This window comes from Acinetobacter sp. D009, from assembly GCF_038562025.1.
GTDB classification, from domain to species: Bacteria; Pseudomonadota; Gammaproteobacteria; order Pseudomonadales; family Moraxellaceae; genus Acinetobacter; species Acinetobacter pittii.
Window position 1 is genome coordinate 512,381 of record NZ_CP151886.1, and the last position, 15,158, is coordinate 527,538.

At 40.5% G+C, this 15,158-nt stretch carries 10 protein-coding genes, 2 tRNA genes and 3 rRNA genes; 8 read left to right on the forward strand and 7 right to left on the reverse strand.

Going from position 1 to position 15,158, the window contains the following annotated elements; genetic code table 11:
- Positions 1–73 precede the first annotated feature (73 nt).
- The 3 genes from AAC388_RS02550 to hflX are packed head-to-tail and all read right to left on the reverse strand — an operon-like array spanning position 74 to position 2,507.
- Entirely contained in the window at positions 74–748 is a 675-nt protein-coding gene (locus AAC388_RS02550) for an LrgB family protein (protein ID WP_199114312.1), read from the reverse strand.
- 10 nt (positions 749–758) lie between these two features.
- Positions 759–1,130 carry a hypothetical protein gene (locus tag AAC388_RS02555; RefSeq protein ID WP_075384180.1) on the reverse strand — a complete coding sequence of 124 codons (372 nt, stop codon included), beginning with the start codon at positions 1,128–1,130 and terminating at the stop codon, positions 759–761.
- 33 nt (positions 1,131–1,163) lie between these two features.
- Positions 1,164–2,507 (reverse strand): ribosome rescue GTPase HflX, encoded by a 1,344-nt coding sequence (gene hflX / locus AAC388_RS02560; RefSeq protein WP_202745597.1) that lies wholly within the window; start codon positions 2,505–2,507, stop codon positions 1,164–1,166.
- A gap of 218 nt (positions 2,508–2,725) precedes the next feature.
- Here hflX and AAC388_RS02565 point away from each other — a divergent pair, with 218 nt between their 5' ends.
- Positions 2,726–3,535, forward strand: coding sequence for a lysophospholipid acyltransferase family protein (locus tag AAC388_RS02565; protein WP_032006019.1), 810 nt, complete (start codon positions 2,726–2,728; stop codon positions 3,533–3,535).
- Here AAC388_RS02565 and AAC388_RS02570 read toward each other — a convergent pair whose 3' ends face one another.
- Positions 3,536–5,161, reverse strand: a complete 1,626-nt coding sequence (locus tag AAC388_RS02570) for a phospholipase D family protein (RefSeq protein WP_342371148.1) — start codon at positions 5,159–5,161, stop codon at positions 3,536–3,538.
- Between the two features lie 106 nt (positions 5,162–5,267).
- Between AAC388_RS02570 and AAC388_RS02575 the strand changes: the two genes are divergently transcribed.
- A complete protein-coding gene (locus tag AAC388_RS02575; protein WP_005804928.1) occupies positions 5,268–6,278 on the forward strand; it encodes a metallophosphoesterase in 1,011 nt (336 codons plus the stop codon).
- 44 nt (positions 6,279–6,322) lie between these two features.
- Here AAC388_RS02575 and AAC388_RS02580 read toward each other — a convergent pair whose 3' ends face one another.
- From AAC388_RS02580 to AAC388_RS02590, 3 genes are read right to left on the reverse strand one after another with little or no spacing between them, the layout of a single operon-like run.
- Positions 6,323–6,802: an OmpA family protein gene (locus AAC388_RS02580; protein ID WP_002117846.1), complete on the reverse strand. Its 480-nt coding sequence runs from the start codon at positions 6,800–6,802 to the stop codon at positions 6,323–6,325.
- Between the two features lie 14 nt (positions 6,803–6,816).
- Positions 6,817–8,040: a diguanylate cyclase gene (locus AAC388_RS02585; RefSeq protein ID WP_005065229.1), complete on the reverse strand. Its 1,224-nt coding sequence runs from the start codon at positions 8,038–8,040 to the stop codon at positions 6,817–6,819.
- Positions 8,041–8,045: 5 nt separating this feature from the next.
- Positions 8,046–8,549: a YfiR family protein gene (locus tag AAC388_RS02590; protein WP_002117836.1), complete on the reverse strand. Its 504-nt coding sequence runs from the start codon at positions 8,547–8,549 to the stop codon at positions 8,046–8,048.
- Positions 8,550–9,090: 541 nt separating this feature from the next.
- Here AAC388_RS02590 and AAC388_RS02595 point away from each other — a divergent pair.
- The 6 genes from AAC388_RS02595 (at position 9,091) to AAC388_RS02620 (ending at position 15,107) form a co-directional block, all read left to right on the forward strand.
- Positions 9,091–10,628, forward strand: a 16S ribosomal RNA gene (locus AAC388_RS02595).
- Positions 10,629–10,687: 59 nt separating this feature from the next.
- A tRNA-Ile gene (locus AAC388_RS02600) sits at positions 10,688–10,764 on the forward strand.
- Positions 10,765–10,819: 55 nt separating this feature from the next.
- Positions 10,820–10,895, forward strand: a tRNA-Ala gene (locus AAC388_RS02605).
- A 352-nt stretch (positions 10,896–11,247) separates the two neighbouring features.
- Positions 11,248–14,138 (forward strand): 23S ribosomal RNA (locus tag AAC388_RS02610).
- 186 nt (positions 14,139–14,324) lie between these two features.
- Positions 14,325–14,439, forward strand: a 5S ribosomal RNA gene (gene rrf / locus AAC388_RS02615).
- The 16S, 23S and 5S rRNA genes sit together here with 2 tRNA genes alongside, the layout of an rRNA operon.
- Positions 14,440–14,576: 137 nt before the next feature.
- Positions 14,577–15,107, forward strand: a complete 531-nt coding sequence (locus AAC388_RS02620; RefSeq protein ID WP_017400291.1) for a hypothetical protein — start codon at positions 14,577–14,579, stop codon at positions 15,105–15,107.
- The last annotated feature ends 51 nt before the right edge of the window (positions 15,108–15,158 follow it).

The following is a 15,158-nucleotide window of genomic DNA, read 5'->3' on the forward strand; positions in this document are numbered from 1 at the left end:
TCCTTTTAACTTTGAAAGGTCATCTTATTTGGAATTGATAGACCGTTCAATGTTTATTTAATCAACTTCTTAATTATGGTGTTCCAAAAGATAACATTAATGTTGGTAGCCAAATTGCAGTAAATACACCGTTCAATGCCATACCAAATGCAGCGTAACGACCTGCAACAGGCCCACGTTGCCAAGCTTGAGCTGTTCCGATGGCGTGTGCAGCTAAACCTAAGGCTAAACCTGATGCTCTCTCATCATGAATATGTTTAAGTAAGAATGGTGAGAATGCTGCGCCAATTACCCCAGACAAAATAACAATAAGAGTTACGAGTGTTTCAGGAGCATGTAATAAAGTTGCGATGTTCAGAGCAATTGGAGTAGTTACTGCACGGGTAGCAAATGCAAGAATGGTGGGTTCAGACATATGTAACAAATAAGCCAGCCCCATAGGTAGGGCAACTGCGCTAATACTTGCAAAAAGTAAAATACCAATGACCGATTTAATTGGAAGATCATCGTAACGCATTGCAGCTAAAGGGATGGCTAATGCTACGGTGACATAACCTAATAGATGGCCAAATAAGTCATTCACATAAAGACGATACTGTTCATATGGCACATGTAGAACTGAAAGTAAGCCAATCACAATGAACATGCCGAAAACTAAAAGTGGAACTTGCGGGAAATGTCGGTTTAAAGGCTTTGCACACAGATAACCAATGAGTGTGATCAAAAATCCGTAGAAAATCGTAAACATTTTATTCTCCTTATAACCAACGTTTTGCCATTTTTGCATAGACCCACAAAGGTATAAGGGTACTGACCACTAAAACAAAAAGAAATAATGGAATTTCTTTACCCATATGTACGAGCATAATTAATGAACCTGCACAGATAGGTAAAAACGCGAATCCACTTTCTTTCATAATTTTATTATTGGTATCTACTATTCGAAGTGGAATTTTTTTAAACTTTCTCCAAATCAGTAAAATAATAAGTAAGCTGATTAAACCGACCAGATTACCTAATTCTGGATGATCAAAAGCACGCATGACAACGACAGAGCCTTCACGAAAACCAATAATGAGTAGTAATGTAATTACCCATGCTGTCCAGTCTATACTTTTGATCTTATCCATATTTTTTATCTCTAAAAGTTTACTTATCAAGTTTTAACTGATATCGCCCTTGATTTCAAACTCTTCCAAGGGGCGCTTAAATTGACTCGCGTGTTCTCCCAAGATTTCATCCAATGGAAGTTTTGCTTGGCGAATCAGCTTTTCTAACTTATGTGGTGCAATCTTCACGTCAATATGTAATAAGCCTGCATCATCATAATGTTCAGACTCAATAACATTTAAGGCATAAAGTTGAGTACGTAATTTGCCATAAGCAGGCTTAAGCACGAGTGAAAACTTTTGAATTTGGCCCATTAAGCATTCTTGTACTGCTTTTTGGAGCAACTCTAGACCTTGACCAGAATGAGCTGAAACATAAACTCGATCTGGGACGTGTGGCTCAGCATAAATAATTTTGGCCTCTTCACGACTTAGATCAATTTTGTTGTATACCCGAAGTACGGGAGCATCAGCACCAATGTCTTTTAATACGCCTTCAACCGCTTCAATTTGGTCAAGCATGTCGTGGCTACTACTATCAATAACATGCAGTAAAAGGGTCGCTTCTAGTGTTTCTTCAAGTGTTGCTTTAAATGATTCAACCAAATCATGCTGTAAGTTTCGTACAAAACCTACTGTGTCTGCTAGCACAACAGTACCGATACCATCCCAGTCTAAACGGCGTAGGGTTGGATCGAGTGTTGCAAACAGTTGATCAGCTGCGTAGACATCACTATTAGCTAAAATATTAAATAAAGTCGATTTACCAGCGTTGGTATAACCTACTAATGAAACCGTTGGAATAGCTGCTTTTTGTCTTGCAGCACGCCCTTGCATACGAGTCTGTTGTACTTTGTCTAATTTATCTTTTAATTGGGTAATACGAACACGAATGAGACGGCGATCTGTCTCTAGTTGTGTTTCACCGGGACCGCGTAAGCCGATACCACCTTTTTGTTGTTCAAAGTCGGCAGACCAACCACGAATAAGACGAGTAGATAAATGTTTAAGCTGGGCAAGTTCGACTTGTAACTTACCTTCATGCGTACGGGCACGCAGCGCAAAAATATCTAAAATTAAGCCTGTGCGGTCAATAACTCGGCATTTTAATATTCTTTCTAAATTTCGTTCTTGAGCAGGTGATAAGGCATGGTCAAAGATAACCAGACTCGCTTCTAGCTCCTGAACTTGCTCTGCAATTTCTTCGACTTTTCCGGAGCCAATAAAAAATTTAGGATTAGGCTTATTACGCTGAACCTTAATATGTTCAAGGATATTTGCACCAGCAGACTGTGCAAGTAGAGCAAACTCTTCGGCATCCAGATCATCTAATAATTGTACAGAAACACTCACTAAGATTGTGCGTTCACCGCCTTGATGCCGATCAACATATTCCACGTGGCTATAAATCCTGAAAATGGGAAAACTTTATTCTAGAGGAAACTTAAGCAAAAGGGGAAAGCGTTTGTTCTTATCCTTTAGATTAGTTATATGAGATTAGTCTAGTGTTTAGATTTATTTTATTTGCCGTTCTCTAACGTCAATGCAAGTTTATTACGAAACGTATAGAATGACTTGAGATGGGTATAACAATGATTAATCGTTAGTGAAATTTTATGGCTCAAACGCAAAGTATAGTTAATTCAACGTTAAAGAAATTATCAAAAATAGGTTTATACGGAAAAAAGGTCACTTCTGCCACGGCCGCAATTAGTGAAGGTTTTTATCTAGTTTATCGACATGGGCTTTATAAAGATCCTAATAATCCTGTTAATACACGTTATGTCCAATACTTTTGCCGCCGTTTATGTCAGGTTTTCAATTTAGATATAGAAGTGCATGGCACAATTCCTAGAGAACCAGCTTTATGGGTAAGTAATCATATTTCTTGGTTAGATGTTGCAGTTCTAGGTTCAGGTGCGCGAGTTTTCTTTCTGGCTAAAGCTGAAATTGAAAATTGGCCTATTCTTGGAAATTTAGCCAAAAGTGGTGGAACGTTATTTATTAAGCGTGGATCTGGCGATTCCGTCAGAATTCGTGAGCAAATTGCTGAATTTTTAAAACAGAATATTCCAGTATTATTTTTCCCTGAAGCCACAACTACAGATGGGCATTCTGTTAAAAAAGTACATGGACGATTACTAGGAGCAGCGATTGAAGCACAGCGTCCAGTACAGGTTTGTTTGATTTGTTATGTAAATCGCGATGGACAATTAGATACAGTTGCGCCATTCATTGGTGACATGACATTTGCCGAACATATTCAACGCGTACTTGAAATGCCTAAAGTAACAGCTCATCTGTTAACTTTGCCTCCTATTTCAGTGGAAGGGCATGACGTCAAAAGTTTAACGCGCGAAGTTCAAGAAAAAATGGTGGAAGGTTTGGCCCAACTACATCAGAAAGTACTTAAGCCAAGAAACTAATTACATAAATCCTTCAAGTGGCAGCCATGAAAGAAACTTCATGCCTGCTTTTTGCCACCATTTCATCTCAGGTTCCTGTCTATAAATTACAGGACCATTTGAAGTTTCTTGCTGCCAATAAATATGGTTGTTAGTGTCGAGCTTTAATTTATAAGCATACTTATTTAAATTTTCATCCATTGTATGGTGAATCGTCTTAGCCAGTGATGGGCTATCTAAAATCACACCAATTTCAGTATTTAAGTAAGCTGAGCGCGGATCAAAATTAAATGAGCCAATAAAAACCTGTTCATCTAATGCCATAAGTTTAGTATGCAAACTTGATCGGCTTAGCCCTTTCATATTTACTTTAGCTTTAGTAGCAAGCTCATCTGTATTTTTATTTAAATCTCTTTTATCGGGTGTTGGTAAAAATTCATAAAGTTGTACGCCGTTTTTAAGCAGTTCTTTACGGTACTTTCCATAAAATGCATGTACAACAGCAACGTCATTTGCTTTAAAAGAATTCGTTAAAACTCGAACCTCAACACCTTCTTTGGCAAGCGTGCTTAAAATCTTGGCACCTTGTTTTTCAGGAATAAAATAAGCAGAGATTAAGTCAACGTTACTTTCTGGTTTTTCCAAATGATTAATTAACTGGAAATTGAGGTGTTCTTCTTTCTTAGCTTTCGATTTGATTTTATCAGGTGAGTCTTTTACGACTTCTGCCTTGACCCAATCAAATTGAATATTGTGATTTAGCCATTGATCAAATGCATGAGATTTTGAAGTTAAGTTTAAAAAGTTTTGGACGGTAGCTTGTTGATAGTGTGCTTCGAGTTGTTCTTTTAAGCCTTCATAGCGTAAACGGTGCTGCTCAGGACTTACGATACTTTGAACCGAATATGCATATTCATGATTCCAGTAATCATCAAACGAATTTACGATATCATCAACAGCAGCGCCTACCAACATTACATCGACATCAGAAAACTGATAGCTATCGCTTACATTGTAATATTGATTGGTCATGTTACGCCCGCCAATAAGAGCAACCTCATTGTCGGCAATAAAACTTTTATTGTGCATACGACGATTGATACGTTTTAAATCAAGCACCATATCCATCGCACGATATTTGCGGAAACGGTAGGGATTAAAAAGCTTAACTTCAATATTTTTATGCTGAGAAAGGGCCAGTAAAATCCCTTCCATTTTTTTTGCATTATTGTCATCAATAAGAAGTCGGACTTTTACACCTCGATCAGCTGCACGAATAATCGCGTGTAAGGCTAAAGCACCAACTTTGTCATTATCCCAAATGTAATATTGTAAATCTAAAGTCTTTTCGGCTTTATCAATCAATCTAAGTCGAGCCGCTAGAGCCTCCAGCGGATCATTTAGAACATGGAAGCCCGTTAACTTTGGATTTTGCTGGCGTAAAGGTGTAATAATTTTGGCAAGTGAAGTCTCAGAGGTATCAATATCTTTTGCATATTGTACTGGCTCAACACCATGTTTTGGCAGAGTACTACATCCTGTCAAACCCACAGCAAAACTTGAACATAGGACTATAGAGGCTTTTATCAAAAAGCCTTTAGCTTGTTGATCCGTTTGAAGCTGTTTGGAAGGAAAGGATTGTGCCATAATCAGTACATACGATAAGGTGAGCTAGAGTATAATTCGTGCATATTGAAAGATAAATATTGAATTTGATTACTAGCAATCAATATAAGATAAGTCGAGAGTCGTAATGTGGAATCCAAATTCAATCATTTTTTGTTTTTACTTTATTTTTTCAATACTTGCTCTATGGGGAATTTCTGAGGCTTGGATTCATCAATCACGAACCGAGACGATTCATCCATTTAAAGCTTTTGTGCATCTACTCGCATTTTATCTCTCTTATCTACTTATTCCTCTCTGGTTTTTTAATTTATATGCTGCTTGGATTGGTTACTACTCAATTCATCAAGGTATTTTCATCTTTTTCTTAAGTGGCGTGTTAATTTACGCCCGATTTATTGAACCTCATTTAGTGCGTGTCGATACTCATCAATATCGGTTAAATCCAGATCGTAGTTTTGATAAGCCAGTAAAAGTAGCCTTAATTGCAGATTTACATATTGGTTTATTTTCAGGGCATGAACGTCAGCTCAAAACCATAGTTAGAAAATTAAATGAACAGCAGCCTGATTTAGTGGTAGTCGCTGGTGATTGGACATATGAGCCAGAAGACAGATTGATTGAAGAGTTAAGAGTTTTAAAAGAAATTCAGGCACCAGTATATTCGGTTCCTGGAAATCATGATGAGCAATATCCTGGACCACCAATTCAACAACTATTAAAAGATGCCCTATTTTATAATGAAGTTGTTGATATTGAAGGTAAGATTGTTGATTTTGAAGAATTTCGTTTGATTGGCATTGGTGACCTCTGGGCAGGCAAAACCGATATGCGTTCTATGCCAGATTTACCGCAAGACAAGCCTTGGTTAATTTTATCTCATAACCCCGATACGGTAGATATGGTACCTAAATTACCGAATCGACCATTAATGTTATCTGGGCATACACATGGAGGGCAGGTAGAGCTTCCATGGTTGACTAACTATATTATGAAAAAAGTATCAATTTTAGGTCATAAGCGCGGTTTCTACTCTCATGAGCATGCGGATGTCTTTGTTACCGTTGGCACAGGAATGGTTGGAATTCCTTTGCGTTTCAGAGTGCCACCAACCATTGATATTATTGAGCTAGTTTAAAATAAAAAGCCAATCACAGAGGATTGGCTTTTTTATAAATTTACTTATGGAATAACGACAATCGCAACACGTCGGTTAATCGCACGGTTTTCATTGGTTGTATTTGGCACATAAGGTTGCGTTGAACCACGACCAATTACGTAGATGTTTTCTTTTTTGAATCCACGTGTTAAGAAAAGGTTTGCCACACTTTGAGCCCGCTCTTCAGATAACTTTTGGTTATATGTAGCATCACCAACATCATCAGTATGACCAACAATTTTCAATTTATTCAGGTCATATTTATTCAGTTGATTTGCTAGACGTACTAACTCAGCTTCATGACTTTGTTTTAACTGCGCATTATTAAAGTCAAATAATAAGCGTTCTGGTAAACCTAAAGTCCAGCCTTCATCAGTAAGAACGAAACCTTCTTTTTTGAGCAATTTTACTTGACGATATTTTAATGGACCAAAACTCAGGCACCCTGCAAGAGTAATGCATAGCAATGCAATAAAAGAGAGTTTTAAAGATCTTGTATTCATAGATTAGCCTAAATTTAATTTTCAGGTTTATAGATAAACCAGTGTTCATCCGAATTTTTAGCCTTATACATTGCTTGATCTGCTTGCATAATGAAATCTTCGGGGCTAGATGCAAATTGTGATAAAGCAATACCTACACTGAAACTGAAGTAAATGGTTTGACCATTTAGATGCAAAGGTTCTTTACAGCTTTCGAGTAAATTTTCAGCAATAGATATTAAATGATCAGCATGACTAATGGAATGCAAAATGACAGCAAATTCATCACCACCTAACCGTGCAATAAAATCTTGATGACGCAAACGAGTTTGCAGGCGATTCGCCATTTCTTTTAAAACTTCATCGCCAGCTAAATGGCCAAATTGGTCATTAATTGCTTTGAAGTTATTGTTATCTATAAATAATAATGCAGACTTATTATCAAACCCTTTATCTTCAAACATGTCTAAAAGGATTTGGTAAAAATAATGTCTATTAGGTAATAAGGTGAGCTGGTCGTGATGAGCCTGAAAGGATAATTTACGATTTTCCTTTTGCAGCTGATTATCCCATATTTGAATTTCTTCAAGTAACTCGTTAAAAACGGTATTTAAATCTTGAAATTCTTTAATTCGGTTATAAGGAAAACGAAGATTATAAGCTTTTTGTTCACTTACAATTTGAGCAATATTAGTAAGTGGGTAAATAGCCTGCATAATTTGACGATAAGTTAAGTTTACTGACCACCATAAAGCGCAAACAATAAACAACATTGCAATCGCAAGCCCTACCATAATCATTTTGAGGAACTGCAATATTTTTTCAGAGCTACCAAAAAGTGTGAGTTCACCTACATTTTGCTCATGATGATAAATTGTAAGATGAACAGGCTCATTTAAAAACCAGTGATCAAACCAGCCTTCTAAAATTGAAGTTTGACTTGATAATTTAAAACTTTGGGCGATCAGATGATGTTCTGAATCATAAATATGAATAGTACGAATTGAATGATCATTCGTATATTCATTCAAAATCTGCTCTATTGTAATTTTATCATTAAACACGACTGCGGGCTGAATACGCTCTAATAGAGTATGACTAAGCAATTGCAAATTCTGTTTGGCATAAGTTTCCATAGTAAAAACGGAAATTGAGACAAACGTAAAAGAGCAAATAAAAAAAGTAATAGCAAAAATAGTAAATTGAGATTTTCTAAATAATGCGTGTAGTGAAGTGGACTGATACAACTTTGATATCATGATCCTTACTCCGCATTCTTAGCCAAGAGTAATACTCTCGGATCAATATGGACTTTGGAGTGACTTAAAGCATCTAAGTTAACTTTAAAGGTAGTGTAATTATTCTGAGTATATAAACAAAAGATACTTCCTATCTCGCACTCTGAATTATTAATACTTAAAGAAAGTAAAGAATGATAAGGATAGTTTTGAATAAGGTTTTGTTGTTGCTGCGGAGAAGTACTAGAAAAATAGACAGCCTGACAATGTGACCGAGCAAAATCTTTCGCATTTACAGTTTGAACACGATAATTATAAGACATTTGCTGGATGTAAGATTGAAAAGTAGATGTAATAGAAGGGTTATCAATTACACAAAGAGTAGGAGTATTTACATTCTCCCACTTACTGTAGCTTAGGATAGATAAAGTAAGTACATAGAAATTATGTTTTGAATTGGCATAACAAGGCCCACTCGTAGCAAGCACTACAAGTATGCAAACAAATACTTTTTTAGCGAACTGCCACATGGTGAGTTAATGCCAAACTATTGCACGAATAATCTATTCTACATGAAGTTGATAACGTAAAAAAAGTTTAATATCTCATCTAAAAGTGACCAAAAAGCTTAAAAAGTATCCAGTTGATGATATTGATTTAAAAAAAGGGTTGCAAAGGGATCTTAATCATCTATAATGCACATCCATCGGCGGTGATGCAGATAGAAACTTGTTGAAAAACAGTTACTTGTGATTAAGTTGATTGCTTTAAGTGATGAATTTGATGGTAAGTTGGTTTTGAGAATGAGTTTTAAAAATATCGAAATTACCTGTTGACTTTTAAGAGATTAAGAGTAATATAGCCGACCTAGCTTGCTGGTGACGAACCAGGAAGAAGATCATTAAGAGAATTGAAGAACAACTTGTGTGGATTTTTACTGGTTGATTAATCGAAATAATTTTCATTGATTGATTGGTTTAAATTACTCGAAGTTTATTTGAGCGAAATTTAAGTCAGTAATTGATGAGCCAGAATTGGTACCTTGTCTTTAAATAAGGTACAAAATGATTTTAACTGAAGAGTTTGATCATGGCTCAGATTGAACGCTGGCGGCAGGCTTAACACATGCAAGTCGAGCGGAGAGAGGTAGCTTGCTACTGATCTTAGCGGCGGACGGGTGAGTAATGCTTAGGAATCTGCCTATTAGTGGGGGACAACATTTCGAAAGGAATGCTAATACCGCATACGTCCTACGGGAGAAAGCAGGGGATCTTCGGACCTTGCGCTAATAGATGAGCCTAAGTCGGATTAGCTAGTTGGTGGGGTAAAGGCCTACCAAGGCGACGATCTGTAGCGGGTCTGAGAGGATGATCCGCCACACTGGGACTGAGACACGGCCCAGACTCCTACGGGAGGCAGCAGTGGGGAATATTGGACAATGGGCGCAAGCCTGATCCAGCCATGCCGCGTGTGTGAAGAAGGCCTTATGGTTGTAAAGCACTTTAAGCGAGGAGGAGGCTACTTTAGTTAATACCTAGAGATAGTGGACGTTACTCGCAGAATAAGCACCGGCTAACTCTGTGCCAGCAGCCGCGGTAATACAGAGGGTGCAAGCGTTAATCGGATTTACTGGGCGTAAAGCGCGCGTAGGCGGCTAATTAAGTCAAATGTGAAATCCCCGAGCTTAACTTGGGAATTGCATTCGATACTGGTTAGCTAGAGTGTGGGAGAGGATGGTAGAATTCCAGGTGTAGCGGTGAAATGCGTAGAGATCTGGAGGAATACCGATGGCGAAGGCAGCCATCTGGCCTAACACTGACGCTGAGGTGCGAAAGCATGGGGAGCAAACAGGATTAGATACCCTGGTAGTCCATGCCGTAAACGATGTCTACTAGCCGTTGGGGCCTTTGAGGCTTTAGTGGCGCAGCTAACGCGATAAGTAGACCGCCTGGGGAGTACGGTCGCAAGACTAAAACTCAAATGAATTGACGGGGGCCCGCACAAGCGGTGGAGCATGTGGTTTAATTCGATGCAACGCGAAGAACCTTACCTGGCCTTGACATAGTAAGAACTTTCCAGAGATGGATTGGTGCCTTCGGGAACTTACATACAGGTGCTGCATGGCTGTCGTCAGCTCGTGTCGTGAGATGTTGGGTTAAGTCCCGCAACGAGCGCAACCCTTTTCCTTATTTGCCAGCGAGTAATGTCGGGAACTTTAAGGATACTGCCAGTGACAAACTGGAGGAAGGCGGGGACGACGTCAAGTCATCATGGCCCTTACGGCCAGGGCTACACACGTGCTACAATGGTCGGTACAAAGGGTTGCTACCTAGCGATAGGATGCTAATCTCAAAAAGCCGATCGTAGTCCGGATTGGAGTCTGCAACTCGACTCCATGAAGTCGGAATCGCTAGTAATCGCGGATCAGAATGCCGCGGTGAATACGTTCCCGGGCCTTGTACACACCGCCCGTCACACCATGGGAGTTTGTTGCACCAGAAGTAGCTAGCCTAACTGCAAAGAGGGCGGTTACCACGGTGTGGCCGATGACTGGGGTGAAGTCGTAACAAGGTAGCCGTAGGGGAACCTGCGGCTGGATCACCTCCTTAACGAAAGATTGACGATTGGTAAGAATCCACAACAAGTTGTTCTTCATAGATGTATCTGAGGGTCTGTAGCTCAGTTGGTTAGAGCACACGCTTGATAAGCGTGGGGTCACAAGTTCAAGTCTTGTCAGACCCACCATGACTTTGACTGGTTGAAGTTATAGATAAAAGATACATGACTGATGATGTAAGCTGGGGACTTAGCTTAGTTGGTAGAGCGCCTGCTTTGCACGCAGGAGGTCAGGAGTTCGACTCTCCTAGTCTCCACCAGAACTTAAGAGAAGTTCGGATTACAGAAATTAGTAAATAGAGATTTCGGTCTTGGTTTATTAACTTCTGTGATTTAAGTATCACGGTATTAAGCATGACCTGACGAAGGCGTGTTTATTCATTAACAGATTGGCAAAATTGAGTCTGAAATAAATTGTTCACTCAAGAGTTTAGATTAAGCAATTAATCTAGATGAATTGAGAACTAGCAAATTAACTGAATCAAGCGTTTTGGTATATGAATTTAGATTGAAGCTGTACAGTGTTTAAGTACACAGACAACAGATAGTAGCGATGAAGAATCGCACGGACAACACTCACTTGTAGGTGTTGACGACTGTTTGGGGTTGTATAGTCAAGTAATTAAGTGCATGTGGTGGATGCCTTGGCAGTCAGAGGCGATGAAAGACGTGATAGCCTGCGAAAAGCTCCGGGGAGGCGGCAAATATCCTTTGATCCGGAGATTTCTGAATGGGGGAACCCACCTACTTTAAGGTAGGTATTGCAACATGAATACATAGTGTTGCAAGGCGAACGAGGGGAAGTGAAACATCTCAGTACCCTTAGGAAAAGAAATCAATTGAGATTCCCTCAGTAGCGGCGAGCGAACGGGGATCAGCCCATTAAGTTATGTGTGTTTTAGTGGAACGCTCTGGGAAGTGCGAACGTAGAGGGTGATATTCCCGTACACGAAAGGGCACACATAATGATGACGAGTAGGGCGAGGCACGTGAAACCTTGTCTGAATATGGGGGGACCATCCTCCAAGGCTAAATACTCCTGACTGACCGATAGTGAACCAGTACCGTGAGGGAAAGGCGAAAAGAACCCCTGTGAGGGGAGTGAAATAGATCCTGAAACCGCATGCATACAAGCAGTGGGAGCACCTTCGTGGTGTGACTGCGTACCTTTTGTATAATGGGTCAGCGACTTATATTCAGTAGCGAGGTTAACCGTATAGGGGAGCCGTAGAGAAATCGAGTCTTAATAGGGCGTTTAGTTGCTGGGTATAGACCCGAAACCAGGCGATCTATCCATGAGCAGGTTGAAGGTTGGGTAACACTAACTGGAGGACCGAACCCACTGTCGTTGAAAAGCCAGGGGATGACTTGTGGATAGGGGTGAAAGGCTAATCAAGCCTGGTGATAGCTGGTTCTCCCCGAAAGCTATTTAGGTAGCGCCTCGGACGAATACCATAGGGGGTAGAGCACTGTTTCGGCTAGGGGGTCATCCCGACTTACCAAACCGATGCAAACTCCGAATACCTATGAGTACTATCCGGGAGACAGACTGCGGGTGCTAACGTCCGTAGTCAAGAGGAAAACAATCCAGACCGCCAGCTAAGGCCCCAAAATCATAGTTAAGTGGGAAACGATGTGGGAAGGCATAGACAGCTAGGAGGTTGGCTTAGAAGCAGCCACCCTTTAAAGAAAGCGTAATAGCTCACTAGTCGAGTCGGCCTGCGCGGAAGATGTAACGGGGCTAAAACTATGTGCCGAAGCTGCGGATTTGACATTAGTCAAGTGGTAGGGGAGCGTTCTGTAAGCCGATGAAGGTGTATTGAGAAGTATGCTGGAGGTATCAGAAGTGCGAATGCTGACGTGAGTAACGACAAAACGGGTGAAAAACCCGTTCGCCGAAAGACCAAGGGTTCCAGTCCAACGTTAATCGGGGCTGGGTGAGTCGACCCCTAAGGCGAGGCCGAAAGGCGTAGTCGATGGGAAATTGGTTAATATTCCAATACTTCTGTGTAATGCGATGAGAGGACGGAGAAGGTTAAGTCAGCCTGGCGTTGGTTGTCCAGGTGGAAGGATGTAGGTATGTATCTTAGGCAAATCCGGGGTACTCTATACTGAGATCCGATAGCAAGCTGTACTTGTACAGTGAAGTGGCTGATACCATGCTTCCAGGAAAAGTCTCTAAGCTTCAGTTACACAGGAATCGTACCCGAAACCGACACAGGTGGTCAGGTCGAGTAGACCAAGGCGCTTGAGAGAACTCTGCTGAAGGAACTAGGCAAAATGGTACCGTAACTTCGGGAGAAGGTACGCTGTTGTTGGTGATGGAACTTGCTTCCTGAGCTGACGACAGCCGCAGAAACCAGGCCGCTGCAACTGTTTATTAAAAACATAGCACTCTGCAAACACGAAAGTGGACGTATAGGGTGTGATGCCTGCCCGGTGCTGGAAGGTTAATTGATGGGGTTAGCGTAAGCGAAGCTCTTGATCGAAGCCCCAGTAAACGGCGGCCGTAACTATAACGGTCCTAAGGTAGCGAAATTCCTTGTCGGGTAAGTTCCGACCTGCACGAATGGCATAATGATGGCGGCGCTGTCTCCAGCAGAGGCTCAGTGAAATCGAAATCGCTGTGAAGATGCAGTGTACCCGCGGCTAGACGGAAAGACCCCGTGAACCTTTACTGCAGCTTGACACTGAACTTTGACCTTACTTGTGTAGGATAGGTGGGAGGCTTTGAAGTTGGAACGCTAGTTCCAATGGAGCCGTCCTTGAAATACCACCCTGGTAATGTTGAGGTTCTAACTCTGTCCCGTTATCCGGGACGAGGACCGTGTCTGGTGGGTAGTTTGACTGGGGCGGTCTCCTCCTAAAGAGTAACGGAGGAGTACGAAGGTGCGCTCAGCGTGGTCGGAAATCACGCGTAGAGTATAAAGGCAAAAGCGCGCTTAACTGCGAGACCCACAAGTCGAGCAGGTACGAAAGTAGGTCTTAGTGATCCGGTGGTTCTGTATGGAAGGGCCATCGCTCAACGGATAAAAGGTACTCTGGGGATAACAGGCTGATACCGCCCAAGAGTTCATATCGACGGCGGTGTTTGGCACCTCGATGTCGGCTCATCTCATCCTGGGGCTGAAGCAGGTCCCAAGGGTATGGCTGTTCGCCATTTAAAGAGGTACGCGAGCTGGGTTTAGAACGTCGTGAGACAGTTCGGTCCCTATCTACCGTGGGCGCTGGAAATTTGAGAGGATCTGCTCCTAGTACGAGAGGACCAGAGTGGACGAACCTCTGGTGTACCGGTTGTGACGCCAGTCGCATCGCCGGGTAGCTATGTTCGGAAGGGATAACCGCTGAAAGCATCTAAGCGGGAAGCCTACCTCAAGATAAGATTTCCCTAGGAATTTATTCCTCTAAAGAGCCGTTCGAGACTAGGACGTTGATAGGTTGGATGTGGAAGCATAGTGATATGTGAAGCTGACCAATACTAATTGCTCGTGAGGCTTGACTATACAACACCCAAGCAGTTGTATATGAAGCATCAATCGATTCATAAACATGCAAAGCAACTTGATTTAGTTAAACACTTAGCTAAAATGAACAACGAAAAATCAGACCAATCAGCCCATCTGTAAAGATTTGGAAAACGCAACGTATCACACAGTGAATAAAACGAAGCAAGTATCCATACCAGTTGTGCTGGCGACCATAGCAAGAGTGAACCACCTGATCCCTTCCCGAACTCAGAAGTGAAACCTCTTAGCGCTGATGGTAGTGTGGGGTTACCCATGTGAGAGTAAGTCATCGCCAGCTCATTATTCTAAACACCCCCATTCTAATGAATGGGGGTGTTTTTTTATCGCGATAAAAAAAATCTAAATCCCCGACTAACTTTAGAATGAATTATGATATAAATCACATTATTTAAAATGATAACAAGAGTATTAATAATGAAATTTTCAGAATTTAAAATATTTTCCTTTATATTGGCTATAACACTCAGTTGTAGTTCTATATATGCTAATGAAACTGTGAAAAGTTTGTATAGTACAAAAGCCTTTTTAAATATTTGTGTAAGTTCTAGAGGAAATCCTGAATTAATAAATAAACAAGCAAAAAATATGGGATTTATCCAAATGCCTAATGAATATGCTGCACATTTTTTAAAAGATTATAATGGTCATGCATGGATGATAAGTTCCTCTGAAGGAAAATTTGTTATTACTCAACTCGATAATGGCGTATGTTCATTATTTATAAATAAAGGAAATTCAACTGAAATTCAGAAGAACTTAGAAAGCTGGCTACCTCCAGAATCTACGGGCCTAACTTATAAAAAAGAAGTATATAAAGATAAGAATTTGACCACAACAAATTATATTATTTCTAAAAATGGGAAGGCTTTAGAAACATGGATATATACTAGTTCATCTGAAAAGAATGCTTCATTAGTTGCGGTTATTTCCCATCAAATGAATTAATTAAAGCAATGTGAAGTAGAGAAGAGCCAATTTTTATTAATAAAGAGCTCT

Coding starts and splice junctions, on each gene's coding strand:
- AAC388_RS02550 (WP_199114312.1), bottom strand. CDS start 748: ATGTTTACGATTTTCTACGGATTTTTGATCACACTCATTGGTTATCTG.
- AAC388_RS02555 (WP_075384180.1), bottom strand. CDS start 1,130: ATGGATAAGATCAAAAGTATAGACTGGACAGCATGGGTAATTACATTA.
- AAC388_RS02565 (WP_032006019.1), top strand. CDS start 2,726: ATGGCTCAAACGCAAAGTATAGTTAATTCAACGTTAAAGAAATTATCA.
- AAC388_RS02570 (WP_342371148.1), bottom strand. CDS start 5,161: ATGGCACAATCCTTTCCTTCCAAACAGCTTCAAACGGATCAACAAGCT.
- AAC388_RS02575 (WP_005804928.1), top strand. CDS start 5,268: ATGTGGAATCCAAATTCAATCATTTTTTGTTTTTACTTTATTTTTTCA.
- AAC388_RS02580 (WP_002117846.1), bottom strand. CDS start 6,802: ATGAATACAAGATCTTTAAAACTCTCTTTTATTGCATTGCTATGCATT.
- AAC388_RS02585 (WP_005065229.1), bottom strand. CDS start 8,040: ATGATATCAAAGTTGTATCAGTCCACTTCACTACACGCATTATTTAGA.
- AAC388_RS02590 (WP_002117836.1), bottom strand. CDS start 8,549: ATGTGGCAGTTCGCTAAAAAAGTATTTGTTTGCATACTTGTAGTGCTT.
- AAC388_RS02620 (WP_017400291.1), top strand. CDS start 14,577: ATGAAATTTTCAGAATTTAAAATATTTTCCTTTATATTGGCTATAACA.